This window comes from Pseudomonas sp. B5(2017), assembly GCF_002112825.1.
Lineage (GTDB): Bacteria > Pseudomonadota > Gammaproteobacteria > Pseudomonadales > Pseudomonadaceae > Aquipseudomonas > Aquipseudomonas putida_Z.
Genome location: NZ_NEIR01000010.1, coordinates 135,200 through 160,240 on the forward strand (window position 1 = coordinate 135,200; position 25,041 = coordinate 160,240).

At 64.4% G+C, this 25,041-nt stretch carries 21 protein-coding genes and 1 riboswitch; of the genes, 10 read left to right on the top strand and 11 right to left on the bottom strand.

What is annotated here, in order from left to right:
- Positions 1 to 6 precede the first annotated feature (6 nt).
- On the bottom strand, positions 7 to 1,335 hold the full coding sequence (locus CAG00_RS16610; RefSeq protein WP_085664808.1) for an MFS transporter: 1,329 nt from the start codon (positions 1,333 to 1,335) through the stop codon (positions 7 to 9).
- A gap of 163 nt (positions 1,336 to 1,498) precedes the next feature.
- Between CAG00_RS16610 and CAG00_RS16615 the strand changes: the two genes are divergently transcribed.
- Both CAG00_RS16615 and CAG00_RS16620 read left to right on the top strand, forming a co-directional pair.
- On the top strand, positions 1,499 to 2,596 hold the full coding sequence (locus CAG00_RS16615) for a sugar diacid recognition domain-containing protein (RefSeq protein WP_085664809.1): 1,098 nt from the start codon (positions 1,499 to 1,501) through the stop codon (positions 2,594 to 2,596).
- A 222-nt stretch (positions 2,597 to 2,818) separates the two neighbouring features.
- On the top strand, positions 2,819 to 3,979 hold the full coding sequence (locus CAG00_RS16620) for a glycerate kinase (protein ID WP_085664810.1): 1,161 nt from the start codon (positions 2,819 to 2,821) through the stop codon (positions 3,977 to 3,979).
- Between the two features lie 289 nt (positions 3,980 to 4,268).
- On the opposite strand, the gene CAG00_RS16625 is transcribed toward CAG00_RS16620, so the two are convergent.
- Entirely contained in the window at positions 4,269 to 5,222 is a 954-nt protein-coding gene (locus tag CAG00_RS16625; RefSeq protein WP_085664811.1) for a LysR substrate-binding domain-containing protein, read from the bottom strand.
- A 205-nt stretch (positions 5,223 to 5,427) separates the two neighbouring features.
- Here CAG00_RS16625 and CAG00_RS16630 point away from each other — a divergent pair, with 205 nt between their 5' ends.
- Positions 5,428 to 6,345 carry an SMP-30/gluconolactonase/LRE family protein gene (locus CAG00_RS16630; protein ID WP_256579022.1) on the top strand — a complete coding sequence of 306 codons (918 nt, stop codon included), beginning with the start codon at positions 5,428 to 5,430 and terminating at the stop codon, positions 6,343 to 6,345.
- Here CAG00_RS16630 and CAG00_RS16635 read toward each other — a convergent pair.
- From CAG00_RS16635 to CAG00_RS16650, 4 genes are all read right to left on the bottom strand, one after another.
- On the bottom strand, positions 6,335 to 7,285 hold the full coding sequence (locus CAG00_RS16635; RefSeq protein ID WP_085664813.1) for a site-specific integrase: 951 nt from the start codon (positions 7,283 to 7,285) through the stop codon (positions 6,335 to 6,337). The two genes, CAG00_RS16630 and CAG00_RS16635, sit on opposite strands and share 11 nt — an antisense overlap.
- A 214-nt stretch (positions 7,286 to 7,499) precedes the next feature.
- Positions 7,500 to 9,824 carry a bifunctional diguanylate cyclase/phosphodiesterase gene (locus CAG00_RS16640; protein WP_085664814.1) on the bottom strand — a complete coding sequence of 775 codons (2,325 nt, stop codon included), beginning with the start codon at positions 9,822 to 9,824 and terminating at the stop codon, positions 7,500 to 7,502.
- A gap of 82 nt (positions 9,825 to 9,906) precedes the next feature.
- On the bottom strand, positions 9,907 to 10,890 hold the full coding sequence (locus tag CAG00_RS16645; protein WP_085664815.1) for an SCO family protein: 984 nt from the start codon (positions 10,888 to 10,890) through the stop codon (positions 9,907 to 9,909).
- 123 nt (positions 10,891 to 11,013) lie between these two features.
- Positions 11,014 to 14,406 carry an Ig-like domain-containing protein gene (locus CAG00_RS16650; RefSeq protein ID WP_085664816.1) on the bottom strand — a complete coding sequence of 1,131 codons (3,393 nt, stop codon included), beginning with the start codon at positions 14,404 to 14,406 and terminating at the stop codon, positions 11,014 to 11,016.
- Positions 14,407 to 14,648: 242 nt separating this feature from the next.
- Positions 14,649 to 14,763, top strand: a riboswitch (TPP riboswitch).
- Positions 14,764 to 14,841: 78 nt separating this feature from the next.
- Between CAG00_RS16650 and CAG00_RS16655 the strand changes: the two genes are divergently transcribed.
- The 5 genes from CAG00_RS16655 (at position 14,842) to CAG00_RS29100 (ending at position 19,054) form a co-directional block, all read left to right on the top strand.
- On the top strand, positions 14,842 to 15,489 hold the full coding sequence (locus CAG00_RS16655; RefSeq protein WP_085664817.1) for a TenA family protein: 648 nt from the start codon (positions 14,842 to 14,844) through the stop codon (positions 15,487 to 15,489).
- Positions 15,486 to 16,148, top strand: a complete 663-nt coding sequence (gene tenA, locus CAG00_RS16660) for a thiaminase II (protein ID WP_085664818.1) — start codon at positions 15,486 to 15,488, stop codon at positions 16,146 to 16,148. The genes CAG00_RS16655 and tenA overlap by 4 nt, the downstream gene beginning before the upstream one ends.
- A 223-nt stretch (positions 16,149 to 16,371) precedes the next feature.
- Entirely contained in the window at positions 16,372 to 17,613 is a 1,242-nt protein-coding gene (codA, locus tag CAG00_RS16665; RefSeq protein WP_085664819.1) for a cytosine deaminase, read from the top strand.
- Positions 17,614 to 17,841: 228 nt separating this feature from the next.
- Positions 17,842 to 18,828: a DNA-binding protein gene (locus CAG00_RS16670; RefSeq protein WP_085664820.1), complete on the top strand. Its 987-nt coding sequence runs from the start codon at positions 17,842 to 17,844 to the stop codon at positions 18,826 to 18,828.
- Between the two features lie 55 nt (positions 18,829 to 18,883).
- Positions 18,884 to 19,054 (top strand): DUF6021 family protein, encoded by a 171-nt coding sequence (locus tag CAG00_RS29100; RefSeq protein WP_238066344.1) that lies wholly within the window; start codon positions 18,884 to 18,886, stop codon positions 19,052 to 19,054.
- A gap of 97 nt (positions 19,055 to 19,151) precedes the next feature.
- On the opposite strand, the gene CAG00_RS16675 is transcribed toward CAG00_RS29100, so the two are convergent.
- Together CAG00_RS16675 and CAG00_RS16680 are read right to left on the bottom strand one after the other, a co-directional pair.
- The gene (locus CAG00_RS16675) at positions 19,152 to 19,403 is read right to left on the bottom strand and encodes a hypothetical protein (RefSeq protein WP_013972652.1); all 252 of its coding nucleotides are present in this window, start codon (positions 19,401 to 19,403) and stop codon (positions 19,152 to 19,154) included.
- Between the two features lie 8 nt (positions 19,404 to 19,411).
- Positions 19,412 to 19,912 (bottom strand): DUF4142 domain-containing protein, encoded by a 501-nt coding sequence (locus tag CAG00_RS16680; RefSeq protein ID WP_085664821.1) that lies wholly within the window; start codon positions 19,910 to 19,912, stop codon positions 19,412 to 19,414.
- A gap of 152 nt (positions 19,913 to 20,064) precedes the next feature.
- On the opposite strand from CAG00_RS16680, the gene CAG00_RS16685 reads away from it, so the two are divergent.
- Entirely contained in the window at positions 20,065 to 21,633 is a 1,569-nt protein-coding gene (locus CAG00_RS16685) for a sensor domain-containing diguanylate cyclase (protein WP_085664822.1), read from the top strand.
- Between the two features lie 133 nt (positions 21,634 to 21,766).
- Here the strand turns inward: CAG00_RS16685 and CAG00_RS16690 are convergent, their stop codons facing one another.
- Both CAG00_RS16690 and CAG00_RS16695 read right to left on the bottom strand, forming a co-directional pair.
- Positions 21,767 to 22,276: a GNAT family N-acetyltransferase gene (locus tag CAG00_RS16690; RefSeq protein ID WP_085664823.1), complete on the bottom strand. Its 510-nt coding sequence runs from the start codon at positions 22,274 to 22,276 to the stop codon at positions 21,767 to 21,769.
- Positions 22,277 to 22,293: 17 nt separating this feature from the next.
- The gene (locus tag CAG00_RS16695; protein WP_085664824.1) at positions 22,294 to 23,007 is read right to left on the bottom strand and encodes an MgtC/SapB family protein; all 714 of its coding nucleotides are present in this window, start codon (positions 23,005 to 23,007) and stop codon (positions 22,294 to 22,296) included.
- Between the two features lie 398 nt (positions 23,008 to 23,405).
- Here CAG00_RS16695 and CAG00_RS16700 point away from each other — a divergent pair, with 398 nt between their 5' ends.
- Positions 23,406 to 23,873 carry a sterol desaturase family protein gene (locus CAG00_RS16700; RefSeq protein ID WP_085664825.1) on the top strand — a complete coding sequence of 156 codons (468 nt, stop codon included), beginning with the start codon at positions 23,406 to 23,408 and terminating at the stop codon, positions 23,871 to 23,873.
- Positions 23,874 to 24,041: 168 nt separating this feature from the next.
- On the opposite strand, the gene CAG00_RS16705 is transcribed toward CAG00_RS16700, so the two are convergent.
- Positions 24,042 to 24,935 carry a bile acid:sodium symporter family protein gene (locus CAG00_RS16705; RefSeq protein ID WP_025339072.1) on the bottom strand — a complete coding sequence of 298 codons (894 nt, stop codon included), beginning with the start codon at positions 24,933 to 24,935 and terminating at the stop codon, positions 24,042 to 24,044.
- Between the last annotated feature and the right edge of the window lie 106 nt (positions 24,936 to 25,041).

Sequence of the window (25,041 nt, forward strand, 5' to 3'; positions counted from 1 at the left end):
AATGCCTCAACTGGCCCTTGCAGTACTCAGCGCACCAGCCCGGGTAACCCGCAAGGCCACCAGGCTACCCAGCACGATCAACGCCGCCAGCGAATACAGCGCGGCATCGGTCGAGCCGGTCTGGTCCTTGATGAAGCCGACCAGGTACGGGCTGAGGAAACCGGCCATCTGGCCCACCGAGTTTATGACCGCAAGGCCCGCGACAGCCGCGCCGGCGCTGAGCAGCGCGGTAGGCATCGGCCAGAACATCGGCAGGCCGGTAAGCGCGCCCATGGTGGCGATCGACAGGCCGAGGATGGCGATGGCCGGGTTGCCGGCGAAGTTCACCGCGATCAGCAGGCCGATGGCGCCCATCAGCATCGGCACCACAAGATGCCAGCGGCGCTCGTTGCGCAGGTCGGCCGAACGCCCGCAGAGGATCATGAACACGCCGGCCAGCAGGTACGGGATGGCGCTGAGCCAGCCGATCAGCAGCGGGTTGTCGAAGCCCATGTTCTTGATGATCGACGGCAGCCAGAAGTTGATCGCGTACACACCGCTCTGGATGCAGAAGTAGACAAAGCCGAAGGTCCAGATCAGCGGGTTGGTCAACACGGCGAGCACGCCGTCGCCTGTGGTGCTCGGCTTGCTGGCGGCATCGGCCTCGAGGTCGGCGGCGATCAGCTGGCGTTCGGCCGGGCTCAGCCAGGCGGCTTTCTGGTAGCCGTCACTGAGCAGGAACACCGCTAGTACACCCAGGGCAACGGTCGGCAGGCCCTGGATCAGGAACATCCATTGCCAGCCGGCCAGGCCGTGCTGGCCGGCGGCGAAGTGTTGGAGGATCCAGCCTGAGAACGGCCCGCCGAGCAGGCCCGAAACCGGGATCGCCGACATGAACAGGGCCATGATGCGACCGCGACGGGCCGCCGGGAACCAGCGCGAAAGGTACAGCACCACGCCCGGGAAGAAGCCGGCTTCGGCGGCGCCGGTCAGCAGGCGCAGGGCGTAGAACTCGGTGGGCGTGGTGACGAACAGCAGGCAGGTGGAGAGGCTGCCCCAGGCGATCATCATCAGCGCGATCCAGCGCCGCGGGCCGAAGCGGTTGAGTGCCAGGTTGCTCGGCAGGCCGCAGAGCACATAGCCGATGAAGAAGATGCCGGCGCCAAGGCCGTACACCGTTTCGCTGAACTTCAGGGCGTCGAGCATCTGCAGCTTGGCAAAGCCGACGTTGACGCGGTCCAGGTAGTTGAACAGGTAGCAGATGAAAATGAACGGAATCAGCCGCAGGGTGATGCGCCGGTACAGCGCGTTGCGGTTGGTGTCCGTGCCTTGGTCAGGGGCGGGGCTGTATGCCATGATCGGGTTCTCTGTTGTTATGGTTGTCGCCGCGTCGCCTGTTCCGGCGCTCGCCCTGACGAGTCTCGGGGACTGCGGCGTGCCTGTCTTTGTGCTTTTGCACAGCACTTGCACCGGGCTGCTGTGCCCGAGCCCAAAACCCTGACACCCAAAGGACCGTTCAATGTTCGAACTCGACCATGACCTGGCGCAGGATATCGTTGACCGCGCGATGGCCATTCTGCCATGCAACGTCAATGTCATGGACAGCCAGGGGTTGATCCTCGGCAGTGGCGAACCGGAGCGTATCAACACCCGCCACGAGGGCGCGCAACTGGTGCTGGCCAACGGCCGCATCGTCGAGCTGGATACCGACGCGGCCAAATGCCTGAAGGGCGTGCAGCCCGGGGTGAACCTGCCGCTGATGCTTGATGGCCGATTGATGGGCGTACTCGGCCTGACCGGTGACCCGCAGCAAGTGCGTACCTATGGTGAACTGGTGCGCATGACCGCCGAAATGCTGCTGGCTCAGCGCCATTTGCAGGCCGACCAGCAATGGCGACGGCAGCGCTGTGACGATTTGCTGGCCTTGCTGCTGGGCGGCAGCGGCGATTCTCCGCGGTTGCTCGACGAGGCCCGGCAACTGGGCCTGAAACCCCAGTTGCCACGGGTACCGTGCCTGTTCGAACTGGCCTCGGGGCCAGCCGCCGAAACCCTGGCGGCATGGTTGATGAGCCGCTACCCGGACAGTTGGTGCGTAAGCCCGGCCCGCCAGTCGTTGTTGTGGTGTCGCCCGGCGGGCGTGGTGCTGGACTTACCTCGCCTGTTGGAACGCCTGCAGCGCCATGGCTGGGAAGTGGAGCGGCTGGCCCTGGGCAGTGCCGCGCAAAGCCTGGAGCAACTGCGCCGGGGTTATCGCCGGGTGCGCGACCTGTTGGCCTATGGGCGCGAGGTACTGCCCGGCGAGCGCCTGCTCAGCCTGCAGCGCTACCGGTTGCCGGCATTGCTGTGGCGGCATCGCAACGATGATGCGCTGGATGAATTGCTGGAGCCGTTGCAGCGCATTCGCAGCAAGGACAGCAGCGGGCAGTTGCTCACCACCCTGCGCGCCTGGTGTGCCCATGACGGCCAGAGCCAGGCCTGTGCCGATGCCCTGGGCATCCACCGCAACAGCCTGCGCTACCGCCTGGAGCGGATTGCCGAGCTGGGCGAAGTCGACCCGCTGCGCATGGAAGGGATGCTTAGCTTGTACCTGGGGTTGCAGCTGCTGCCTGCCGACTGAAGGGCTGCCTGCACCGGCCCTATCGCCGGCAAGCCAGCTCCCACAGGATGCATGCTGCTCTCAGGCCTGTGTTGAACCTGTGGGAGCTGGCTTGCCGGCGATAGGGCCAGTGCAGGCGAAAGGCATCTGCCCAAACAACCCGCCCGGCGTTTTGTGCATTTGACCGAGGCCTCCTTGGCAGCCACCTGTCAGCATGCCGCTCATCAGGACAGGAGAAACCCCATGAAGATCGTCATTGCCCCCGACTCGTTCAAGGACAGCCTCGACGCTGCCGGTGTCGCCCGCGCCATTGCGACGGGCCTGGGCGAGGCCTGGCCGGAGGCCGAGCTGGTCGAGTGCCCGATGGCCGACGGTGGCGAAGGCACCATGGATGCGATTCTCGCCGCCAGCCACGGCGAACTGCGTCGTCAGACCGTGCGCGGGCCGCTGGGGCAAAGCGTGGAGGCGGGCTGGGGCTGGCTGCCGCAAAGCCGCACGGCGATCATCGAAATGGCCCAGGCCAGTGGCCTGCAGTTGGTGCCGCCAGGCCAGCGCGATGCCTGCCGCAGCAGCACCTGGGGCACCGGCGAGCTGATTGCCGCTGCCCTGGCCGCCGGCGCGCAACGGGTAGTGCTGGCCATCGGCGGCAGCGCCACCAACGACGCGGGCAGCGGCATGTTGCGGGCGCTGGGCCTGCGCCTGCTGGACGCCGACGGGCAAGCGCTGGAAGAGGGCGGCCTGGCCTTGGCCAAGCTGGCCCGCATCGATGCCAGCGACCTCGACCCGCGCCTGGCTGAGGTGCAGTTCGAAGTCGCAGCAGACGTCGACAACCCGCTGTGTGGCGCCAATGGCGCCTCGGCGATCTTCGGCCCGCAGAAGGGCGCCAACCCACAGCAGGTGCAGGCGCTGGACCAGGCCCTGGGGCATTTTGCCGACCATTGTGCGCAGCTGCTGGGTGAGGATGTGCGGGACTACCCTGGCTGTGGCGCTGCCGGCGGCATGGGGTTTGCGGCCCGGGCATTCATGGGCGCGCAGTTCCGCCCTGGAGTGGAAGTGGTGGCCGAACTGGCCGGCCTGGATGCCTTGGTGCAGGGCGCAGCCCTGGTGGTGACCGGCGAAGGGCGCTTCGACGCCCAGACCTTGCGTGGCAAGACGCCGATGGGCGTGGCCCGGGTTGCCAAGCGCCACGGGGTGCCGGTGGTGGTGCTGGCCGGGACCTTGGGTGAAGGCTACCAGCAGCTGTATGCCCATGGTGTCGATGCTGCCTTTGCCCTGGCCAGCGGGCCGATGAGCCTGGAGCAGGCATGTGCCAATGCCGCTGAGCTGCTGCGGGCGCGGGCTTGTGATATCGGGCGGCTGTGGCGCTGCGCAACGCAGAGTCCCTTGGGCTGCGCTGTTGCGTAGAGAACTGAATTCGCAAGCGGTCCGCGTACCCTGTGGGAGCGGCTTTAGCCGCGAAGAATTCAACGCGGTGCATGGCACCGGCTGCGCCGGTGTTCGCGGCTAAAGCCGCTCCCACAGGGACTGCACGGATTCAGCATTTGCGGTGATCCTGTGGGAGCGGGTTTACCCGCGAAGAGGCCAGTACAGGCGACACAAGAAGGACAGGTATGAACGCGATCGTATCCATACCAAACACAGTGACCAGCAGCTCCCACAGGGCCCCTGCTAATTCAATGAGTCATGTGCCGTTCTATGAGAGGGGGTTATGTGGTGCTGTTCCTGGACAGTGCCCCTGATGCCCAGCGACGCCCGGGTTCTCGAACATGGCAATGAAGTTGGCCAGCGCCGGTGAAGCATTCCGGGCGTTCCATTTCATGTACAAGCCCAGGCCCGGGGTGGGCTGGTCGTCGATTGGCAGGATTGCTCGGAACTGCACGCGCTCGCGCGGTATGGAGCCGATGAACGAGGCCGGCACCAGGGCCACGCCAAAACCACAGGCCACCAGGCCGAGCAGGGTGTGGACCTGTGCCGCTTCCTGCACCACCCTGGGGTAGAAACCCGCCGCCTCGCACAGCGCCGTCAACTGCGCGTGGTAGCCGCTGCCCAGGGCTTGCGGGGTGAAGACGAAATCCTCATCGGCGAACTCGCGCAGGTCTACCGCCCCCTCCCGTGCTTTGGCATGGCGGGCGGGCAGGGCCATGACGATTTGCTCGTCGAGCAGCAAACGTGACTCTAGGGTGCCTGCCGGCAACGGCAACCTGCGCATGAAGCCGATATCCGCCTCACCGGCCAGCAGGGCCTTGGCCTGCGAGGCCGATGGCATCTCGCGGATGGTCAGCTGCACGTTCGGGTACGCCTCGCGAAAGCGGCGCAAGGTGGTGAGCAGCGACTCGTAATAAGCGATGGAAATGGCGGTGATGTCCAGCTTGCCGCAGATGCCGGCGGACACATTGCGCGCATACTCGATGCCCTGTTCCAGCTCGGCCAGCGTGCGGTAGGCGGTGTCGAGGAAGGCCGTGCCCGCAGCAGTCAGCCGTACCCCGCGCTTGTTGCGCAGGAACAGGCTGAAACCGAGCTTGTCCTCGAGGCGACCAATCGCCTGGCTCAGCGGTGGTTGCGCCATGTGCAGGCGCTCGGCGGCCTTGTGGAAGTGCAGCTCTTCGGCCACGGCAACGAACTGCCGAAGCAAACGTGTCTCGATCATCCTGCGGTCCTTCGGCCCGGTGAACCGGCGGTGATATCCATGAGATATCAAAGTTACATGCTTTTAATATTAAGTCATTGATTTTTTTGTTGTTATCGTAGAAAGGAGAATCGAAGGTAGCCAGCAAATGCCCGTCACAGAGCCTTTCCACGACAACGTTGCGGTCTTCACCGATGCCGCACAGGGCCTGGGACTGGCCTGTTCCATGACGCTGGCGGAGGTGGGCGAACTGCGTAACCGCCTCAAGGCATGCAGCCATGTGCCAGTCAACGTCGCCAACACCCGCGCCGACCTGGGCGAAAGCCTGGTCTGGGATGAATGCAGCGGCGCGTTGTACTTCGTCGATATCTCTGGCGGGCGGATCAACCGCCTGACACCCGATGGCGAAACCGAATGCCTCTACGAGTCCGCGGCACGCATCGGCGCGCTGGCGCTGACCGACCAAGGCAACCTGATTTTCACCGAAGACGCCAGCGTTGCCATTTTCGACGTGTCGCTGCGCAGGGTGCGCCGGCATTCGGTGTCGGTTCACCCACGGTCGACCTACCGTTTCAACGACGGCGCCTGCGACCCGCAGGGCCGCTTCGTGACCGGGCTGATGGACGATGCCCTGAGTGGCAACACCGGGGCGCTGTTCCGCTTTGACGGGCAGTTGAGCGACCAGGTGATCCACGACGACATGGCGTTGCCCACCGGCCTGGCCTGGTCGCAGGATGGCCACACGGTGTACTTTGTCGATTCGGCGGCGCGCTCGATCTACCGCGCCAGGTACCTGGCCGAAGGCCGGCTTGGTGCGGTCACCCTGTTTGCCGAAACCCCTGCCGAACTGGGGCGCCCGGACGGCCTTGCGCTGGACCGCGAAGGCGGCCTGTGGGTGTGCCAGTACCATGGCAGTTGCCTGCTGCGCTATGACAGCAACGGCCACCTGACCGACCAGGTGCTGATGCCAGTGCCGTGCCCCACCAGTTGCTGCTTCGGCGGGGCGGGGATGAACACCTTGTTCATCAGTACCGCGCGCTTCGGCATGAGTGCCGAAGACCTGCACCATTACCCCGACGCTGGCGACCTGTATGCCATCAGCCCGGAAATTGGCGGCATCGCCCGGCATACCTTCAAGGAATGAGCTTTTGAGCCTGGCTGGCCGGTAGCACGGCCAGTTCGCCAAAGCGTTGCGCCGCGTCGATGTAGCGCAATGCCGACTTGGCGTCTTTCCAGCCCACATAGCTCATCAGCGCCTTCAACTCCCAACCGTTGGCCGTGGCCCAGGTGGCGAAGCCACGGCGCAGCGAGTGGCCGGTATACAGCGCCGCCGGTACCCCGGCGCGCTCCAGCATGCGCCGCAGCAGGCCGACCAGGCTGTTGCTGTTGAGCGCGGTGTCGCCGAGGTTGCCCCAGCGGTCGAGCTTGCGGAACACCGGCCCATGGGCGATGCCGGCGACTTCCAGCCATTGCAGGTAGGCCATGACCGGGCACAAGGCCTTGAGGGCCGGGGTGCGGTGTTGTACGCCCTGGGCCTCGCGGTCGCCCTTGCTGCGCGGCAGGAACAGGGTGATGCCGACACCAGCCTCGGCCTGGATGTGTTCCACGCGCAGGCGTGCCAGTTCATCACCCCGAAAACCGCGCCAGAAACCCAGCAACAGCAGCGCAGCGTCGCGACGCGCCCGGCGCAGGGTGGCCAGGTCATACTGTTCCCGGGCCTGGCGGGCTTCTTCTTCGAAACATTCCACTGCGCTTTGCAGGTGCTGCAGCAACAGCGGCGCGGCCTGCCTGGGCGGGGTCGGGTGCAAGGTGCGGATGCCGCGTAGCACCTGGCGCACCAGCGGCGCCTTGGTCGGGTCGGGGAAACCTTGGGCGACGTGCCATTGGCTGAGCGCTGCCAGGCGCTGGCGCAGGGTGCTGACGGCATGCTGGTCGGCGTGGTCGGCCAGGTAGCGGGCGATGCTCTCGGCCGTGGCCGGCAGAAAACCGCCCCAGTGGGTTTCGAAATGCTCGATGGCGGCCTGGTAGCTGCGCCGGGTGTTGTCACGGGTGGCGGCGCGGAGGTAGCGCTCGATGTCGGTCATGGTGCGGGTGCGAGTAGATGATGGGCACACGATAAACCGAAATGGGTTGCCTGTCCTGACTGCGATGCTGGCGGGATTGTCGGGGGCGCTTTGCGCCCCTTTCGCGACACAAGGCCGCTCCCACAGGGTTGCGCTGCCTGCAGGTCCAGCGCTGTACCTGTGGGAGCGGCCTTGTGTCGCGATGGGCTGCGAAGCAGCCCCGATCTGGCTTGCGTTACACGCAGGCCTTGTCCTCGACACCGTTGAAGAGCGGGTAGTCACGCATCTGCGCCGGCGACAGCGGCCGGCTGAAGTGGTAGCCCTGGGCGATATCGCAGCCGGCAAGCTTCAGGCACACCACTTGTTCGCGGGTTTCCACGCCTTCGGCCACCACTTCCAGGCCCAGGCGTTTGGCAAGGATGATGGTGGACGACACGATCGGGCTGTCGTCGTGGCTGTTGGACAGCGGCGCAATCAGCGAGCGGTCGATCTTCAGTTTGCTCAGCGGCAGCGAGTGCAGGTGGGCGAATCCGGCGTAGCCGCGGCCGAAATCGTCCAGGCTGATGCCCAGGCCAGCGTCGCGCAGGGTGTGCAGGTGCGCCACCGCCGTGCCTTCGGGGTCGAGGATGGTGGTTTCGGTGATTTCCAGCTCCAGCCGCTGCGGGGCGATGGCGTACTGCTGCAGTTTGCTCAATAGCCGTGCAGCGAAGTCCGCCTGGCGTAGCTGCAGGGCGGATACATTGACCGCCAGCCGCGTCTCCCGGCCCTGGGCGTCCCAACCCGACAAGGCCTCGCAGGCCAGGCGCAGCACCTCCCAGCCCAGTTCGACAATGAAGCCGCTGCGCTCGGCAAGGTCAATGAACCGGTCCGGATACAGCAGACCGAACTCGGGGTGGTCCCAGCGCACCAGCGCTTCATAGCCCAGCACCTGCTGGGTGTCGAGGCGGATCTGTGGCTGGTAGTGCAGCACGAACTGGCGCTCGGCCAGGGCGCTGCCGAAGGCCTGTTCGAGGGTGAAGGCGTGGATGTCGGCCAGGTTCAGCGACGGGTCGAAGAAACGGTACTGGGCGCGCCCGGCCTGCTTGGCCGAGTACATCGCGGCATCGGCACTGCGGATCAGGCTGTCGATGTCCTGGCCATCGCGCGGGCAGATGCTCACGCCCACGCTGGGGCTGGTGTTGACCTCCTGGCCGTCCAGCGCGTAGGTGGCCGACAGCTTCTGCACCAGTACGCGCACCCAGGCATTGATCTGTTCCTCGCTGCGCTCGCCGGCCAGCAGCACCACGAACTCGTCGCCACCAAAGCGCGAAGCCTCGTCGCCTGGCTCCAGCAGGCGCTGGATACGCCCGGCCACGGCCTGCAGCAGCAGGTCGCCGATCTTGTGCCCGAGCGAGTCGTTGATCGACTTGAAACGGTCCATGTCGATGAACAGGATCGCCATCAGCCGGCGCTTGCCGCGTTGCCGGGTCAGCGCCTGGCTGGCCACCTCGACGAACTGGCGCCGGTTGTGCAGGCCGCTGAGGTGGTCGGTAGCCGCGGCATGGCTGCTGCGCCGGTGTTCGTCCTCGAGGCGGCCGATCAACTGCTGGTTGACCTGCTGGGCCTGTTCCAGCGCGTTGAAGGCCTCCTGGCGCTTGCGCAACAGGCGCAAGGTCCACAGCAGGCTGGCGAGGATCATCAGGGTCATGCTCAGGTTCAGCCAGAACTGCCGGGAATAGGCCAGTGTCGACGGCGCGAGGATTTCGTCCTGGCGCTGGCTGACCACCACGCTGAAACCCCGCTCGGGCAGGCGCCGGTACAGGCTCTGGTACGGGTCGCCGGCCGCGTACTGGGTCAGCATGCCTGCTTCACTGCCGCTGTCCGGCAGCCCGGGCAGTAGGGCGTCGCCGGCCACCACCACGCCGCTGCTATCGATGCGCAACCGCTCCAGGCCGTCATCCTGCAACAGGCGCACCAGCCCGCTGCTGCCCAAGTCGATGTGCTGTAGCAGCACCGCCAGGTAGCCGATGTCCAGCTGCACCACCAGGATATTGTCGATTTCGCGGCCGGGCAGGTTGGTCAGCGGCAGCAGGAAGGGCAGGTGCCAGTTGGGCAGGGTGGCCGGTTGGCCGGGGGGCTGCACGCTGGGCAGGAACGGTTTGAAGCCGTAGCGGGCAACGTGCCGTTGCAACTGGCGCAGCCAGTCTTCGGGCAGTTCGGCGGCTTCTTCGGCATGGCTGGCCGACAACAGCCGGCCTTGCCGGTCGTACAGGCTCATGCGCTTGAATACCGGGTCTTCGGCAAGCATCCGCGCCAGGCTGACGCTACCCTGGCGCAGCACCTTCATGTCGTCCTGGGTGACCCGGCCCACGGCCTGGGCACGATCCACCAGCTGGCGCAGGCTTTCGCCGACGATACTGGCCAGGTTCAGGTGCTCGGCGGCCTTGGCCGACAGCGCGTCCTGGCGGGCGGCGGCCTTCTGCGAAACGTGCAGCCCCCAGAGAAAGGCCAGGGTGGCTGCACAGAGCATCAGGATCAGCAGCCGCAGAAGGCTGGCGGATGAAAGCGAACGGCGAATCACTGCTGATAGTTCCCGACCCTGGGTGATGGTCGAAAAAATACGACAGTAAGATGACAGCCTAATGACTGATGGCTAATTGCCTTTAAGGATTGCCCTTATCGGCCAGGGGCGTCTGCAGGCGCGCGGTTTCTTCCTCCATGTAGCTCATCAGCGCGCTGACTTCGGCATCGCCCAGGCGCATGTTGGGCATGGCCACGCGGTTGTACTGTTCGTACAGCAGCATGGCCAAGGGGTCTTTCTGGGCCAGCATCAGGTCGGGCTCCTTCAGCCAGCGGGTCAGCCAGTTGGCATCACGCTGGCGGGTCACGCCCAGCAGGTCGGGGCCGATGCCGGGCTGCCCTGGCTCGGCGTTGCCCAGGGTGTGGCAGGACGAGCAACGGGTACGGAACAGCTGCTCGCCACTGCTGGGGGCGCGCACCTCGGGAGCCTGCGCGTAGTCGTTGGCCATGGCGCTGGCCTGTTTCCAGTTGTGCAGGCTGTTGCCCAGGCGGTCGGCGAGGATGTACGGGCTTTCGAAGGGCGAGGCTTTCATCCAGCGGCCGGTGGCCTGGTTGCCGATGATCAGGCTGAGGTTGTGGTCTTTGGAGCGGCCGTTTTCCAGGCCATCGATGTACAGGCCCAGGCTGCGGCGCAATTGTTCGATATCGGCTGGCTCGCCGGTGAGCAGCGTCCAGCCGGGGCCGATACCGAACTTTTCGGCGTAGCGCTTCAGGGTGGCGGGGGTGTCGTTGTAGGGGTCGATGCTGATGGAGTAGAGGAAGATGTCTTTGCCGACCCGGTCACCGAGGATTTTCTGCACCTGGCGCAGGCGGGCGGTTTCCACCGGGCAGGAATCGGAGCAGCCGGTGAAGATGAAGTTGATGGCGACCACCTTGTCCTTGATCAGGTCGTCGAAGAAATGCACTTTTTCGCCGTCCTGGGTGAGCAGCGGGATGTTGGGGAAGTAGTCGGCACCCCAGGGCGTTGCAGCTTCCTCGGCCACGGGTTGCGGCGGTTGCAGCGGCCAGAACGGGATGCTGGCGGCGAACAGCGAGAGCACCAGCAGGAAACGCCATGAGCCGGACATGATGCGGTCCTCGTCGATAACGGGATCGGGGCTGCCATGCAGCCCATCGCCGGCAAGCCAGCTCCCACAGGGACTGCACATGGCTTGCCGGCGATGGGCCGCATGGCGGCCCCCGCTTTACCCTCACTTGTATCTGACTGGCGCGGTCACGCTCTGCCCCAGCGCCGACTTCACGGCCACTGTCGCCGGCGTGGCCGGGCCGTAGCCGGAGGTGGTTGCCACCAACCGCCAGCTGGCACCGCTGCCCGTGGCGGTCATCGTGGCGGTGCCCAGGTTCACCGGGCCGCCGGTAGTGGCCGCGGTCACCGTGATGCTGTTGCCCATGGCCACCGAGGTAGTGCCAGCAATTTCCCAGGTGAAACGGTTGCTGCTGAGCACCTGTACCGTGGCACTGGTGACCTGGATCTGGTCGACCACCGCTGCCGAGCCTACCGCGATGCTGACCGTGGCCGGTGCCACCGATTCGGCGCCCTTGGCGTCACGCGCCGAGTAGTTGAAGCTGGCGGTGAACGGCGTGGTGACAGTGGCCGGCGGGGTGTAGGTCACCTTGGTGCCATCGGTGCTGGTATTGCCTTGGCCGGAGTCCGGCTGGCTGAGGCCGACGACGGTCAGCGGCAGGTTGCCTTCCGGGTCGGTATCGTTGGCCAGCACGTTCAGGGTGATCGGCTTGCCGGCCGTGGTAGCCGCGCTGTCGTTGGCCGCGACTGGCGGTTTGTTGGCCGCGTCGTCGTCGTCATGGTCTTTGGTGCGGAAGGTCGGCAGGCCAACCGAAGCGACGTACTCCACGCCATCCCAGCCTGGCAGCGGGGTCGGCATCACCTGGAACTGGCCTGGGTGTTCCAGGTCCCAGCGCAGCAGCATCGACGAGTCTTCATGCTGAGTGTTGTGGCAGTGTTCCATGTAGGTACCGGCAAACTCGCGGAAGCGGATCGCCACTTCCACCTCTTCCGAAGAATCGATATCCGGCCCGATGCGATACACGTCCTTGCGCGCCCATTTTTCCCATTCTGGCGGTGCCTTACCGTCGCGGCTGAGGACCACACCTTCCTCGAAGTGCACATGCACCGGGTGGCTCCAGCCATTGCCGCCGTTGATGATCTTCCACACTTCCAGGGTGCCGTCGCCGCTGAAACCGCCGTCGGTGGACTGTTGGGCCAGCTGTGGCGCCGCGTTGATGCGTCGTGGGTCCATGCTGTAGCCAAAGCTGCCATCGGTCTTGATGGTCCAGGGCTGGGTGTCGGTACCGTCAGAGCGACCAAAGATGAACTCGCGGTGGCGGGCGGCCTTGAGTTTGGCCTGGTCAGTGGCAGAGTTGCGGTCGATCGGCAGCGGTAGCATCCTCAGGCCTTCAGCCTTGCCCGGTTTGGCTGGTTCATAGGCTGCCGGGTTCATGCTCAGGTCCTGGCCGCTGTAGGGCTGTACCACAAGCTGCAGGAACTTGCCGATCCCCGGGTCGCCGTTTTCCCAGCGGGGGCCTTTGCTGGTCTGCTTGATCACTGGCTTGTACTTGTCCGACAGCACATCGGCCAGCGAGATGGCGCCTTCCGGACCCTTGCCGCTCTGGTGCTCCTCGAGGTTGACGAAGTACAGCTTGTCGCCGACCTTGATGCCGTTCTTGGCGAAGTTGATGATGATGTCGTAGCGCTCGGCGATGCCTTGCAGCGGCAGGATGCCGTTGTTGTCCTGCAGGTTGCCGTCACCGTTGAGGTCCATCGTCCCGTCGAACGGCACGGTGTGTTCCATGATGTTGCCGTCGTTGGCGATCATGTGGAACGGCACCCGCGCATACGACAGGTTGGAGCCGGTCGGGCCTTTGAACTCGCCACTGGTACCGGCAATTTCACGCACCACGGCGAACTTGAAGTAGCGCGACACCGAGCCGTTGAGGATACGGAAGCGGTAGCTGCGCGCGCGTACCTTGAGCGTGGGCCGGTACTGCCAGTTGACCAGGATCTGGTCGCCGAGGAAGCCATCGGTGTTGAACGGGTTGAACCACAACTGTCCGTTGGCATCCCAGGCTTTGTCGGCGATCACCAGGTTGACGTCGTAGTCGCGGTTGCCCCACGGCATGCCCGAACCACTGGGGAAGCGCAGGTTGACGCCATCCTGCAGCGCCTCGTTGCCGCGGTCCAGGGCGCTGTAATAGTTCATCATGGTGGCGTTGCCTTTGTAGACGTTCTGCGCCGTGAAATCCATCATGTGGTCGTGGAACCAGTGAGTGCTCATGGTTTCGCGCCAGTCACCACGAATCTTGATGCTGCCGTTCTGGCAGGTTTTCAGGCCTGGCGAGGCGTCATTGACGAACAGGGTTTCACCCGGCGAGCAGGGGAACGCCGCGCGCGGGTCCTGGGCGCGGGTGTTGATGGTGTCGTAACCAGCCAGTTGCAACGGCCAGCGGTAATCGTAGTACTGCCCTGGGAAGAAGTAGGCGTTGGCAAAGCCGTCGCTCTCGGCCGGTGAGTGGCCGTTGTGCTCGTGGGTCGAGAGGGTGTGCAGGCCAAAGCCGTTGTTGGCCGAAGGGTCGATCGGCAAGGCGTTGTAGTGGCGCATCAGGATCGGCTGGCCATAGCGCACCATCAGCAGCTTGGGCGGGAAGGTGCCGTCGAAGGTCCACATTGACTTGTGATTCTGCAGCGGCATTTTCGGGTGGAAGCGGGTGTCGATACCCTTGGTGGTGCCCAGCGTGGTCGGGATGTCGGAGGTCTGGTAGTACAGGCCACCCGGGGCGAACTCGCCGACCGCATAGTTGTGCAGTTGCTTGCGGTCACGCAGGCCGAGGTTGATGCGTGCACCAGCCTGGGCGGTCTTGAACCCCGCCTGCGGGTAGAACTCGTTCCAGCGCTGGTGCGACCAGCCTTTTCCTGGTGGCCGGCCTTCTGCTGGCGAGCCGACCGGCTGGCGGTTGAGGAACATCTCGATCTGCGCCTTCCACGGGTTGCGGTCGAGCACGTTGGAGAACTGGGTCGGGAACGGGTACAGGCCCGGCTGTTTGAGGAAGGCTTCCAGGGCGGTGCCGCTGGGCCCGCTGCGGGCCACCACGTCAGGGTCCTGCGCCGGTGCTGCGCCCAGGGTGGGCACCGGGAAGGTCAGGGCGGGCGGCGGCAACGTGGGGTCGAGTTTTTCCGTGCCGAATTCCTCGAACAGTAGTAACTGCTGAGTAAACGGCAGCGCCCCGAACAGCGGGCTGGGCTTGCCGTTGGTGGGGTATTTGTTGTCGGTTTGCAGGGCCGGTGGCAACACGTTGTTGGCGCGTACCGTGTCGCGGTTGCCGTACACGCCATTAGTCAACTCGAGTGAGCCTCGGTTGGCGTCTGGCATGCTGTACAGGTCGAGCAAGGGCTGGGTCGGATCGGCTGGCTGGTCGGTGTAGGCCGACGGGTCGGTCGGCGGTGGCATGCTGTTGTCGTCGAGGGGAGCGGCGGTAGCCGTGACCAGCCCGAGGCCGAGCATCAGCGTGGTGAGGGTGGACAGCTGGAATGCATGCCTGGCAGGGTTGATCACGGCAGGTGTTTTCATTGCCTTATGCCTCGCTCGCGGCCTTATGGCTTTCAGCCATCAGTGGCGTTTTGCCCGTTTCTGGGGCTGGAGCAACGGCTGTGCCAACCCAAATGCGAGGAATGTGTTTCTAAACAAATCCTTGTGGCGCCTGATGCGCGCTAAATACAACGGCGTCAAAAATGGGTGAGGGGCCCCACTAGTGGGTCACCCATTGCCCACAGATTGGGTGGTGACAGCAGCGGCGCCCTGGGGTATACCTGAGCGCCACCAAGGGGAGCCCGGCAACGGGCTGAGAAACCGCTGGATGCTGCAGCGCGGTGACCCTTCGAACCTGATCCGGATCATGCCGGCGAAGGGATGGGACTTGAAACCTGCCTTTTTGCCGGCCTCACTGCGAGGCCCGTCCATGCCAACCATCGCGGTCTCGCTGTCACCCCCATCAAGGACAGCAACATGACCGAACGCTTCAGCCAGTCCCTGCGCCGCCGCAGCGAGCCGACCTGGTCGGCGGCCGTTGGCCACCGCTTCGTCACCCAATTGTGCGACGGCAGCCTGCCGGACCCGATCATGGTCGACTACCTGGTGCAGGACCACCGCTTCCTCGACAGCTTCCTGACCCTGCTGGGCGCGGCCATCGCCACCGCCGACACCTTCGAGGCGCGCCTGCGCTTCGGTCGTTTTGCCGGGATGATCTCCAGTGACGAGAACACCTACTTCCTGCGCGCCTTCGAGGCCCTGGGGGTAAGCCCCGCGCAACGCAGCGAACCGGCCGACACCGTGCCAACCGCAGGCTTCAAGGCGATCATGCGCGAAGCGGCGGCCACCCGGTCCTATGTGGCCGCGCTGGCGGTGCTCAATGTCGCCGAAGGCCTGTACCTGGACTGGGCGCTGAAGGCGCCAGAACCGCTGCCGGACAACTTCGTCCACGCCGAATGGATCACCCTGCACGACAACCCGGCATTCCAGGGCTTCGTTGCCTTTCTGCAAGCCGAACTCGACCGCGTCGGCCCGCAGGAAGCCGCGCTGGCGGCTGACTTCTACCAGCGCACCGTGGCGCTGGAACTGGCCTTCTTCGATGCCGTCTACCCGGAGGACAAATGAGCATGGATATCTTCGACCGCCTCAAGGCCGCTGCCATGCCGCAGTGGAACAGCTACGTCGATCACGAATTCGTGCGCCAGATGGGCGAGGGTACGCTGAGCGAAGCCGCCTTCCGCACCTATCTGGTACAGGATTACCTGTTCCTCATCCAGTTCGCCCGCGCCTGGGCGCTGGCCGCCTACAAGAGCCGTCGCCCGGCCGACATCCGCGCCGCGCAGGCCGGGCTGGCGGCGATTCTGGATGAAACCGAGCTGCACTTGCGCCTGTGCGCACGCTGGGGCCTGACCCAGGCCGATATCGAGGCCGCGCCAGAGCACCAGGCCACGGTTGCCTATACCCGCTATGTGCTGGACTGCGGTGCCGCGGGTGACCTGCTGGAGTTGCATGTGGCGCTGGCGCCTTGCGTGATCGGTTATGCCGAAATTGGCCGGGCGTTGTCCGAGCGCATTGGCGATCTGAGCAATCACCCGTACCGCGAGTGGATCGCCGAGTATGCCGGCGAGGGCTACCAGGGTGTCGCCACCGCGGCGCGCAAGCATCTGGACGAGCTGGCAGCGCGGAGCATGACCGAGCAACGGTTTGCCGAGCTGGTGGGGATTTTCGGCCAGGCGTCCAGCCTGGAGGCGGACTTCTGGCAGATGGGCTTGGTTAGCCAGTAACGCACTGCATGGCCCTGCGCGAGTTCTTGTAGGAGCGGCCTTGTGTCGCGAAAGGGCTGCGAAGCAGCCCCAGCAATTTGTGCATTTGCGCTGAAATCCTGGGGCTGCTTCGCAGCCCTTTCGCGACACAAGGCCGCTCCTACAAAGGTCCGCGCTAACCGGGCAGGTGAGATTTCGGCCACTATGCTGGTAGGGCCACCCGCAAAGCCCAGGGAGAAGCATCATGAACATCATCAACGCACGCCTGCGCGGCAAGCCCGGCCTGTTCCGCATCGAGCTCAGCGGCGAACGCATCGCCGCCATCGTGCCCCAGGCCGAAGGGGTGGCGACGCGCGCTGCCGATGACCTGGATGCCGGGCAAAACCTGGTGGTGGCGCCCTTCATCGAACCGCACATCCACCTGGACGCCACGCTGACCGCCGGCCAGCCGCACTGGAACATGAGCGGCACCCTGTTCGAAGGCATCGAGCGCTGGGCCGAGCGCAAGGCGATCACCACCCACGACGACATCAAGAACCGCGCGAAAAAGACCATCGGCATGCTGGTGGACCATGGCATCCAGCATGTACGTACCCATGTCGATGTCACCGACCCCACTCTGACCGCGCTGAAGGCCATGGTCGAAGTGCGTGACGAAGTGCGCCACCTGCTCGACCTGCAGATCGTCGCCTTCCCCCAGGAGGGTATCGAGTCTTATGCCAATGGCCGGGCGCTGATGGCTGAAGCGGTGGCCATCGGCGCCGACGTGGTTGGCGGCATCCCGCATTTCGAGAACACCCGCGACCAGGGCGTGTCGTCGGTCAAGTTCCTGATGGACCTGGCCGAGCGTACCGGCTGCCTGGTGGACGTGCATTGCGACGAGACCGACGACCCACAGTCGCGCTTTCTCGAAGTGCTGGCCGAAGAGGCGCGGGTGCGCGGCATGGGCGCCCGGGTGACAGCCAGCCATACCGTGGCCATGGGCTCGTACGACAATGCCTACTGCTACAAGCTGTTCCGCCTGCTAAAGCAGTCGGGCATCAATTTCGTGTCCTGCCCGACCGAGAGCATTCACCTGCAAGGGCGTTTCGACAACTACCCGAAACGCCGCGGCGTCACCCGCGTGGCCGAGCTCGACCGGGCCGGGATGAACGTGTGCTTTGGCCAGGACTCCATCGTCGACCCTTGGTACCCGCTGGGCAATGGCAACATCCTGCGTATTCTCGAGGCCGGCCTGCACATCTGCCACATGCTTGGCTACGAAGACCTGCAGCGCTGCCTGGACCTGATCACCGACAACAGCGCCCGCACCCTGAACCTGGGCGAGCGCTACGGCATCGAAGTGGGGCGGCCGGCCAACCTGTTGCTGCTGTCGGCGCCGGACGATTACGAAATGGTGCGCAGCCAGGGGCATGCGCTGGTGTCGGTACGCAACGGCAAGGTGCTGATGCGTAGAACGCCTGCCAGGGTTGAACACTACACCTGACGCCCCCTGCGTCAGCATTCTGCAGCGCCCCGCCGGCTTGAAGCCGAGCGGGGCGTTTTGCTGTCTGGCGTACTGCTTTATTCCCTTGCGCGGCCTTCATGAACCACTCACATGCGATAAGCCGTGATTATTCCACCATAGGAAATGTTTGCATGGGCAATGGCCTGTCTCCATAATTGGTACGTAATTACATGGTACATAACACGGTACAAAATCGTAGGAGCAAGCATGGCCCGGGGCGGTATCAACAAGGTTGTAGTGCAGCAGGCGCGTCAGGCGCTGATTGCCCGGGGCGAGAACCCCAGCATCGATGCCATACGTATCGAACTGGGCAACACCGGTTCCAAGACCACGATTCACCGCTACTTGAAAGAGTTGAATGGCCAGCAGCCTGTGGCCTCCGAGGGCGGCATTGCGCTGAGCGACGTGCTGAGCCGAATGGTCGGGCAGCTGGCAACCCAGTTGCAGGACGAGGCCGACCTGAAGATCGAGCAGGCCGAAAGCGCCTTCACTCGACAGCGCGAACAACTGGAGGCGCAGCTGGCGATTGCCCAGCAGGCACTGGCTGCGGCGCATCAGCAGCATCAGATTGACGCGGCCGCGCTGGCGGCCGAATCGGAGAAACTGCTCTCCACCCAAAGCACCCTGCAGGCCGAACAGCTGCGCAGTGCCAGCCTCAACCAGTCGCTGGGCGAGCTGCAGGTGCGCCTGGCCGACAAGGACGAGCAGGTAAAGTCACTGGAAGACAAGCACCGTCATGCCCGCGACGCGCTGGAGCATTACCGCAACGCCAGCCGCGAACAGCGTGAACAGGAACAGCGCCGCCACGAGGCGCAGCTGCAACAGTTGCAGGTGGAAGTGCGCCAGCTGCAGCAGGGCATGATCGTCAAGCAGGACGAGCTGACCCGCCTGCACCGCGACAACGAGCGTTTGTTGGGCGAGCACCGACAGGCCACCAGCGCCTGTAGGGCGCAGGATGAATTGCTGGAACAGCGTGATGCGCAGATCCAGGGCTTGCGCACTATCCTGGCCCAGGCGCAGGGTGCCAGCGAGGAAATGCGTCGGCAGCTGGATGTACAGGCACAGAGCCTGGAGGCCAGGCGCGACTTGTGCACGGAACAGGCTCGCCAACTGCAGCAACTCGAGGAGCAACTGAAGCAACGTGATGCAGCGTTGGTTCAATGCCGTGCCCAGCTAGCGGTGGATACAGATTAATCAAACTTTTTCTGGCTGGTGATTTCTTCCCTAGACACTCACCGGAGATAGCCTCATGCCTGAACCACAACAGCCAGAAAAACATCCCCAAGGGCCCCATTCGTCCGAGCAGGCGAACAAACGCCAGGACTTGGGTTTCGACCCCGATTCGCCAGATGTGGAGGATCCGCAAGTCGACCCTCAAGGGCCTGCCAAGCCACCGCGGGACGTCGAAAAATCACCGTGAAGGTAGCTTTTGTCGCAAAGGGCCGCTCAGCGGCCCCCGCGATCAACACGGCACTGCTTTGGGGCAGGCTGTCTCAGGCAAGCTACGCCCGCTTGACTCAGGACTCTGCCTGCCTGGCTGCCTCCACGCCCGCAGCCGAGAGTTTGATGGGGTAGTTCACGCTGATCTGGTGGTCGCTGCTCACCGCCACGCTGCCATCCTGGATCAAACCGGCCTCCTGCAGCGTCTTGAGCATGCCGGCCACGGCCTTCTCGCCCCGGTAGTTGTCCAGCACTTCCTTGCCGAGCCCCTGGGGGTGAGCGTGCAGCAGGCGAGTCAGCACTTCGGCTTTCAATGCATCGTTACTCATGGCGGGCCTCACTTGCCGTGTTTGGCCTGAAGCGCCTTGGCATGCTCCAGATGCTGTTCGAGTTTGGGCAGGGTTTCGCTGGCAAAGGCCTTCAGTTCAGCCTTGTCGGACGATGCCGCTTCCTTCTTGAACAGCTCCACCGCCTTTTCGTGAGCGTCGACCTGGTTGTTGACGTAAGACTTGTCAAACGACTCCTCCCGCCATTCCAGGATCATTTTCTTGACCTTGTCGGTTATTGCCGCCTCATCGGGTACGGATATATCGAGCTTGCGAGCGATGTCGCCGAGTTTCTGATTGGCCTTGGTGTGGTCAGTGACCATCTGCTGGGCGAAGGTCTTGATTTCGGCATTCTGAGTTTTTTCCAGAGCCAGCTTGCCGGTGACCACTTCGGCAATACCGGCCTCGGTGGCCGCTTCGACGAAGTCATCGGAACTTGCCGCCATCGCGTGTACCGATGCCAGGCCCAGCACCATGGAGAAACCGACGCGCTTGATGAAGAGACTGCTCATGCTTCACTCCTTAAACCGTGGCGCGACCTCAGTGTCGCGTACGGTTGAGGGTGCACGGGCGGCAAAGGTTTAATCTTTTTCCTGGCCGGCTGCGCCCAGGTGGTGCTGAACTATAGTGAAAGGCGGCGAACGCGGTATGGCTAGGGATTTCAATGTGTGCAGCCAGGAAACAGGATGAAGACGGGTTCTTCGCGATAACAGGCGAGGGCCGCGCCGTGGCGCTGTTCCGCCTGGTACTGGCGTTCATGCTGGTGGTGATGCTGGCCTTCGTCGTGGTGGAAGGCTGGCGTATCTGGCGCGACTACCGGCACGCCTTCACCAACGCCGAAAACATGGTCACCAACCTGGCCCGGGCCACGGCGCAGCATGCCGAAGACGCCATCCGCCAGGTCGACGCAATTACCGCGGCGCTGGCCGAGCGCCTGGAAGGCGACGGCTTCGAGCACATCGACCGGCCGCGTCTGCATACCTTGCTGGTGCAGCAGAAAAGCATCATGCCGCAGTTGCACGGGTTGTTCGTGTATGGCCCGGATGGCAGCTGGATCGTGACCGACCAGGCGGTAGTCCCGCCCAATGCCAACAATGCCGACCGCGACTACTTCATCTACCACCGCGACCATACCGACCGTGGGGTACACATCGGTTCGGTGGTGCGCAGCCGTTCCACTGGCGACCTGATCATCCCCATTTCACGGCGCCTGCAATATGCCGATGGCAGCTTCGCCGGGGTGCTGCTGGGCACCATCAAGGTGGAGTGGTTTGTGCGTTACTACGGCGACTTCAAGATCGACGAACGTGGCGCGCTGGTGCTGGCCAAGCGCGACGGCACCATCCTGGTACGGCGGCCGTTCGTCGAGCAGGTGGTGGGCCGCAGCCTGAGCAGCAGCGAGATCTTCCGCAAGCACCTGCCGTATGCAAGCGAAGGGGTGGCCGAGGCGGTCGCCGTGGTGGACGGCACGCCACGGCTGTATGGCTTTCGCGCGCTGGGCAGCTACCCGTTGGTAGTGGAGGCGGGCTTGTCGCGGGAGTCGATCGTTGCGCCCTGGCGACACGATGCGATCAAGTCGGTGGCGGTCTTGCTGCTGTTGCTGGTGGGGTTGGCGGCCTTTGGTGGCGTGGTGTTGCGCCAGTTGCGCGAGCGAATCGTCATCGAGCGGGCGCTGCACCAGGCACACCAGACCCTGAAGGCCCTGGCACTGACCGACAGCCTGACCGGCCTGGGTAACCGTCGGCGGCTGGATGCAGTGTTCGAGCCGGAGTTGCGCCGGGCGCGACGCCAGGGCTATCCGCTGGCGCTGGTGATGCTCGACCTGGATTACTTCAAGGCCTACAACGACCGTTACGGGCACCCCGCGGGTGACCAGTGCCTGCGGCGCTTTGCCGAGGTGCTGCAGCAGGCACTGAAGCGGCCGGCCGACCTGGCTGTGCGCTATGGCGGCGAGGAGTTCACATTGCTGCTGCCGGATACCGATGTTCGCGGGGCGGAACTGCTGATGCAGGAAGTGCAACAGCTGCTGCGTCGGCAGCCGCTGGAGCATGCGGGCAGCCCACTGGGGCGGGTGTCGTTCAGCGCGGGGATTGCCGTGGGTGACCTGGCGCGGGAGGGAGTGACGGCCGAGCGCCTGATGGCGGCAGCGGATGCGGCGCTGTACCAGGCCAAGCGCCAGGGGCGGGATGGGTATTGTGTGGCAGAAAGTTCGGTGGTGAGTGTAGATGAATGAAGGCTTTGGGTTGTCTGTACCGGCCCCATCGGCGGCAGGCCAGCTTCCACAGGTAATGTGCATCTCTTTGGCAATGCGCGGTCCCTGTGGGAGCTGGCTTGCCGGCGATGGGCTGCAAAGCAGCCCCGGGGGTCTAGTTATCTACGCCAAGGCGCATCGCACAACGGCCCTCAAGCCCATGGGCACGCTCCTCGGCCAGAATCTGCTGCAAGCGTGCATCCAGCAGCCCCTCATCGATCACCTCGAACCCCAACCGCGCGTAGAACGGCGCATTCCACGGCACATCGGCAAAGGTGGTCAAGGTCAGCTCCCGCACCGCCGCCTGGCGCGCCGCATCGGCCACCTGCTGCAGCAGCTTGCGCCCGACACCTTGCCCCTGGGCCTCCCGGCGCACCGAAATTTCATGAAGATGCAGCGCCTGATCCTCGAACCGGGCACAGGCAAACCCCAGAATGCGCCCATCCGGCCCCTCGGCCACCCAGCTCCCGCCAGCTTCGACAAATGCCTGATGGGTGCCGCAGTCCATCACATCTCCTTGCGCCAGCCATGCCAGCGCCGGCCGGGCGGCAAAGGCCTGGGCAGCCGAGCGTTCGACGCCCGGCAGCCATTGAATGTCTTGCTCGAGGGTAGGGCGAATGCGCATGAAGAAGTCCTTTCGTTCTAGTCTGCCGCCAGCACCTGCGGCTGCAATTGCCAGCGCACCGAGCTTACACCTTTCTCCAGGCTGACCCGGCTGACCAACCGTTCCAGTTGCGCTGGTGCCTGCGCGGTGCCGAGCAGTTCGGCGCGCACTTCCAGGCGTGCGGGGTTCGCCAGGTCTTCGCTGTGCAGTGACTGCAGGCGCAGCTGCGGGTCGCCGAGGCTGTGCAACATCAGGCTGCGGACCTGGATCTCGTCCTCGGCGCGGCAGACGATGCGCACCTCGAAGTGCTGTTCCACCTCGCTGGCCGGCACCACGTCCTGGCGGTCCAGGCGCTGGGCAATGTCGCGCAAAAGGATATTGGCACACAGCACCACCAGGCTACCCAGCGTCGCTTCCAGCAGCAGCCCGAGGCTGCACAGCACGCCGACCGCGGCCGTGCACCACAGCGTGGCGGCGGTGTTCAGGCCACGTACGTTGAACCCGTCGCGCATGATCACGCCGCCACCAAGAAAACCGATGCCCGATACCACGTACGCGGCGATACGCGACGCATCGGTGGGCGCCATGCCCGGCACCGCCTGGGTCATCAGCACGAACAGGCAGGCACCGGTGCTGACCAGTGCATTGGTGCGCAGCCCGGTCAGGCGCTGGCGCAGTTGACGTTCGGCGCCGATCAGCGCCCCCAGCAGCAGGGCGATGCTGACACGCAGCAGAAATACTTTCCAATCCATAGCAAACCTCTTCCACGGGCACACGCCCGCAAGAACGCCATCAGCTGGCGCGGTTGAAAAACCAGAAAATGCGCAGGACCACGAAGGGGGAGGAAGAAGAGGGGGGTTACAAGAAACCACCGTCTTGCCAGGCCGGCCAGACAGTGCAGAGACACTGCCGGACTAGCGCGCCACGTGGGCCTGTCGCATGCGACTGGGGCTACTGTCCAATGCAGGTCTCCTGTTCAGGGATGCAAAATTGCGCCGCGGACCTTACGCCCCGTGGCAGGCCAGGTCAAGGGCAAAAACATGACAATGGCTTCATCCGCAGTGGGCCTGCTACCGGTCACGCCTGCATGGAAAAAAATGCGGGCAATCGGTACCCTTGCGCCTTCCCTTGCCATCCCCCGGACCGTTCCATGCTGTTCAATCTCGCCGTGCTGTTCGGCACCCTGGTGGCCATGGAGGGCGTTGGCACGCTGGCTCACAAGTACATCATGCATGGCTGGGGCTGGTGGCTGCACCGCTCGCACCATGAGCCGCAGCTGGGCATGCTCGAAACCAATGACCTGTACCTGGTGGCCTTGGGGCTTATCGCCACGCTGCTGGTGGCCCTTGGCAAGGGTGGTTATGCGCCCTTGCAGTGGGTGGGCGGCGGGGTGGCGGGGTATGGCGTGCTGTATGTCGTGGCCCACGACGGGTTCTTTCATCGGCACTGGCCACGCAAGCCACGGCCGGTCAACCGCTACCTCAAGCGTTTGCATCGCGCGCACCGGTTGCATCACGCGGTGAAGGGGCGCAAGGGGAGTGTGTCGTTCGGGTTTTTCTATGCACCGCCGTTGAAGGTGCTGAAACAGCAGTTGCGGCGTAAGCGCAGCCAGTTGTGACAGGGACTGGCAGAGCAGCCCACGATGATGCAACTGCACATGACTCATTGAGTCAGCAGGGACCCTGTGGGAGCGGCTTCAGCCGCGAACACCGGCGCAGCCGGTGCCATGCACCGAGTTGGATTCTTCGCGGGTAAACCCGCTCCCACAGGGTACGTGGAAAGGCCCTCAATTCACCGTTTCACCCTTGGGCTGCGCCGCCACATGCCCGCGGCTCACCCACCAGCCAAACGCCGCCGCGGTGAAGAACATGATCAGGCTGTACAGCGCCGCCGGCACCGCCATGGTGGCGTTGTTCAGCAACGAAGGGCTCAATGCCAGGGCAATCGCCAAGGTGCCGTTGTGGATGCCGATCTCCATGCCGATGGCAATCGCCTGGCGCTTGGGAATGTTCAACAGGCGCGGCACCCAGTAGCCCACGCTCAGGCTCAGCAGGTTGAACAGCAGCGCGGCCAGGCCCACCACCGGCGCGTACGCAACCACGGTCTGCCAGTCCTTGGCCAGCGCCAGGACGATGGTGAACGCCAGGAACAACGCGGCCACCAGCTTCATCGGCTTCTCCATGCGCGCGGCAAAAGCGGGTGCGAAGCGGCGAACCAGCATGCCCAGCGCCACCGGTAGCAGGACGATGGCGAACACCTGCATCACCTTGGCAAATTGCAGCGGTATGGCCTGGTCCGATGCCATGAACCAGCTCAGCGACAGGTTCACCAGCAGTGGCATGGTCAGGATCGCGATCAGCGAGTTGACCGCCGTCAGGGTGATATTCAACGCCACATCGCCATGGGCCAGGTGGCTGAAAAGGTTCGCCGTGGTCCCGCCAGGCGAGGCGGCCAGCAGCATCAACCCCACCGCCAGGGCCGACTCCAGGCCAAAGCCGTTGGCAATCAGGAAGCACACCAGCGGCAGCAGCAGGATCTGGCAAACCAGGCCTACCACCACCGGCTTGGGGTATTTCACCACGCGGGCGAAGTCGGCCAGGGTCAGCGATAACCCGAGGCCTAGCATGATGATGCCCAGGGCCAACGGCAGAAAGGCGGTGAGCAAAGGTGATGCGGTCATGGGCGGTCTCTCGGGCGAAGGATCCCGAGGAGTGTAGGTCGGCCCTGATTGATAGCTAATTGCAAAGCGCCAGCCCTTGGTAACCGTTTGTTACCAAGCGCAGCGG

Coding starts and splice junctions, on each gene's coding strand:
- CAG00_RS16610 (WP_085664808.1), bottom strand. CDS start 1,335: ATGGCATACAGCCCCGCCCCTGACCAAGGCACGGACACCAACCGCAAC.
- CAG00_RS16620 (WP_085664810.1), top strand. CDS start 2,819: ATGAAGATCGTCATTGCCCCCGACTCGTTCAAGGACAGCCTCGACGCT.
- tenA (WP_085664818.1), top strand. CDS start 15,486: ATGAGCATGGATATCTTCGACCGCCTCAAGGCCGCTGCCATGCCGCAG.
- CAG00_RS16625 (WP_085664811.1), bottom strand. CDS start 5,222: ATGATCGAGACACGTTTGCTTCGGCAGTTCGTTGCCGTGGCCGAAGAG.
- CAG00_RS16705 (WP_025339072.1), bottom strand. CDS start 24,935: ATGACCGCATCACCTTTGCTCACCGCCTTTCTGCCGTTGGCCCTGGGC.
- CAG00_RS16675 (WP_013972652.1), bottom strand. CDS start 19,403: ATGAGTAACGATGCATTGAAAGCCGAAGTGCTGACTCGCCTGCTGCAC.
- CAG00_RS16645 (WP_085664815.1), bottom strand. CDS start 10,890: ATGTCCGGCTCATGGCGTTTCCTGCTGGTGCTCTCGCTGTTCGCCGCC.
- CAG00_RS16700 (WP_085664825.1), top strand. CDS start 23,406: ATGCTGTTCAATCTCGCCGTGCTGTTCGGCACCCTGGTGGCCATGGAG.
- CAG00_RS16670 (WP_085664820.1), top strand. CDS start 17,842: ATGGCCCGGGGCGGTATCAACAAGGTTGTAGTGCAGCAGGCGCGTCAG.
- CAG00_RS16695 (WP_085664824.1), bottom strand. CDS start 23,007: ATGGATTGGAAAGTATTTCTGCTGCGTGTCAGCATCGCCCTGCTGCTG.
- codA (WP_085664819.1), top strand. CDS start 16,372: ATGAACATCATCAACGCACGCCTGCGCGGCAAGCCCGGCCTGTTCCGC.
- CAG00_RS16630 (WP_256579022.1), top strand. CDS start 5,428: ATGACGCTGGCGGAGGTGGGCGAACTGCGTAACCGCCTCAAGGCATGC.
- CAG00_RS16655 (WP_085664817.1), top strand. CDS start 14,842: ATGACCGAACGCTTCAGCCAGTCCCTGCGCCGCCGCAGCGAGCCGACC.
- CAG00_RS16685 (WP_085664822.1), top strand. CDS start 20,065: ATGTGTGCAGCCAGGAAACAGGATGAAGACGGGTTCTTCGCGATAACA.
- CAG00_RS16650 (WP_085664816.1), bottom strand. CDS start 14,406: ATGAAAACACCTGCCGTGATCAACCCTGCCAGGCATGCATTCCAGCTG.
- CAG00_RS16615 (WP_085664809.1), top strand. CDS start 1,499: ATGTTCGAACTCGACCATGACCTGGCGCAGGATATCGTTGACCGCGCG.
- CAG00_RS16635 (WP_085664813.1), bottom strand. CDS start 7,285: ATGACCGACATCGAGCGCTACCTCCGCGCCGCCACCCGTGACAACACC.
- CAG00_RS16680 (WP_085664821.1), bottom strand. CDS start 19,912: ATGAGCAGTCTCTTCATCAAGCGCGTCGGTTTCTCCATGGTGCTGGGC.
- CAG00_RS16690 (WP_085664823.1), bottom strand. CDS start 22,276: ATGCGCATTCGCCCTACCCTCGAGCAAGACATTCAATGGCTGCCGGGC.
- CAG00_RS29100 (WP_238066344.1), top strand. CDS start 18,884: ATGCCTGAACCACAACAGCCAGAAAAACATCCCCAAGGGCCCCATTCG.